Raw genomic sequence first — 1,931 nt, 5'->3', positions numbered from 1 at the left:
CCGGGGTGATGAACTTCGTGATCTTCCCGTTGTTTTTCCTGTCTTCGGCGCTGTACCCGCTGTGGAAGATGCGCGACTCCAGCGAGTGGTTGTACTGGCTGTGCGCGATCAACCCGTTTACCCATGCGGTGGAGCTGGTGCGCTTTGCCCTGTATGAGCGCTTCGCCGGGCTGGCACTGGCGGTGTGCCTGGGGCTGACCGTGCTGTTCACGCTGTTGGCGGTGCTGACCTTCAACCCCCAGCACGCGGCGCTGCGCAAAAAAGGCTGAGGGCGGCAAAACTACTACTTTAGTACTGGTTTTGCTGTCTATCGTCGCATTCCCAAGGCAGCGCGACTCACGTGTAATGGCGGCATAACGATAAGGACTACACCGTCATGCTGCCTTCCCGACTGCCCCTGTTGGCGTTGCTGTGCCTGCTCTGCGTCAACGCCCAGGCCGACACCCCGCTGTTTTCCACCGAAGGCTATCGCATCGGCCTGTACCGCAGCCCCACGCCCGACCACCTGCCGGGCGCCACGATCGTCGACACCGCGGCCCTGCAAACCCTGCTCAACCAAACGCCGCCACCGGTGCTGATCGACGTGTATCGCCGCCAGTGGCTGCAAGGTCGCTTCATCGAAGACCAACCCCACGCCAACCTGCCCGGCAGCCACTGGCTGGCCAACACCGGCGACGGCAACCTCACGCCCGAGTGGCAAGGCTACTTCGTGCGCCACCTGTACAGGTTCACCGGCGGCAACCTCGCACACCCGCTGGTGTTCTACTGCCGCTCCGATTGCTGGCTGAGTTGGAACGCGGTAAAACGTGCCGCCAACCTGGGCTATACCTCTGTGTATTGGTATCGCGATGGGTTGGACGCGTGGGAAGCGGCAAAGCTGCCGGTGACGGCTGCGACACCCGAACCTTTTCAATAAAAACCCACAACAAGAAGGTGAACGGCCATGTACAAAATCCTGATAGCCGACGATCACCCGCTGTTTCGCGAGGCGATCCACAACGTCATCAGTGACGGTTTCCCCGGCAGCGAGGTGATGGAAACCGCCGACCTGGAAAGCGCGCTCGCCCTGACCCAGGAACACGACGACCTCGACCTGATCCTGCTGGACCTGAACATGCCGGGCATGCACGGGCTCAACGGTCTGATCAACCTGCGCAACGAAGCGCCGACCATTCCGGTGGTGATTGTCTCGGCCGAGCAGGACAAGCAGATCGTACTGCAGGCCATCACCTATGGCGCCGTGGGCTTTATCACCAAGTCCTCGCCACGCCTGCAAATGACCGAGGCGATCCAGCAGATTCTCAACGGCAATGTGTACCTGCCGCCGGACATCATCCGCAGCCAGAAACCCGGCACCCAGCGCCGCCTCAACGAAAACCCGGGCTTTGCCCCTGAGCTGCTGCAGGCCCTGACGCGCAAGCAGTTGCTGGTGCTGGAGCGCATGACCAAGGGCGAGTCGAACAAGCAGATCGCATACACCCTGGAGATTGCCGAAACCACGGTGAAGGCCCACGTGTCGGCGATCCTGCGCAAGTTGAATGTGCATAACCGGGTGCAGGCGATCCTCAGTGCCGGGGATATCGATTTCGGCTCCTACCTGCGCCGCTGAGCCCCCAGAAACAACACAAATCAAATGTGGGAGGGGGCTTGCCCCCGATGGCAGTGTGTCAGCTATAAATGAGTTGACTGACACACCGCTATCGGGAGCAAGCCCCCTCCCACATTGGATCTCCACTTGTCTGTCAGGGCCGGTGTAACAGGTGGCTCATGGCGGTTTTGAGCTTCATCGGCCGCACCGGCTTGTGCATCAAGGTGTGCCCCAACTCGCGGATCTGCTGCTTCAATTCGTTGCTGTAGTTGGCGTGATCATCAGCGCAGGTATTGCGCGACCGCGGCGGGCGTTGATGCGGGCGCGGCGTCACGCCGTTCTG

At 61.1% G+C, this 1,931-nt stretch carries 3 protein-coding genes and 1 pseudogene; 3 read left to right on the top strand and 1 reads right to left on the bottom strand.

Annotated features, from left to right (window positions below; translation table 11 throughout):
- The 3 genes from JWR98_RS28725 to JWR98_RS28715 form a co-directional block, all read left to right on the top strand.
- Positions 1 to 269, top strand: a 269-nt coding sequence (locus JWR98_RS28725; RefSeq protein WP_205491849.1) for an ABC transporter permease, incomplete at its 5' end; no start/stop codon positions are given.
- A 107-nt stretch (positions 270 to 376) separates the two neighbouring features.
- Positions 377 to 916, top strand: coding sequence for a PQQ-dependent catabolism-associated CXXCW motif protein (locus JWR98_RS28720; protein WP_078733819.1), 540 nt, complete (start codon positions 377 to 379; stop codon positions 914 to 916).
- A gap of 27 nt (positions 917 to 943) precedes the next feature.
- Positions 944 to 1,609: a response regulator transcription factor gene (locus JWR98_RS28715; RefSeq protein ID WP_205491848.1), complete on the top strand. Its 666-nt coding sequence runs from the start codon at positions 944 to 946 to the stop codon at positions 1,607 to 1,609.
- A gap of 133 nt (positions 1,610 to 1,742) precedes the next feature.
- Here the strand turns inward: JWR98_RS28715 and JWR98_RS28710 are convergent.
- Positions 1,743 to 1,912: pseudogene (locus JWR98_RS28710) on the bottom strand (hypothetical protein); the annotation flags it as partial.
- Positions 1,913 to 1,931 lie beyond the last annotated feature (19 nt).

The organism is Pseudomonas lactucae (assembly GCF_016937615.1).
GTDB classification, from domain to species: domain Bacteria; phylum Pseudomonadota; class Gammaproteobacteria; order Pseudomonadales; family Pseudomonadaceae; genus Aquipseudomonas; species Aquipseudomonas lactucae.
The sequence above is the reverse complement of the archived record's forward strand: the minus strand, read 5'-3'. Positions and strand labels throughout refer to the sequence as shown.

What these genes read in the sequence shown, in the direction of transcription:
- JWR98_RS28720 (WP_078733819.1), top strand. Translation starts at nt 377, where the DNA reads ATGCTGCCTTCCCGACTGCCCCTGTTGGCGTTGCTGTGCCTGCTCTGC.
- JWR98_RS28715 (WP_205491848.1), top strand. Translation starts at nt 944, where the DNA reads ATGTACAAAATCCTGATAGCCGACGATCACCCGCTGTTTCGCGAGGCG.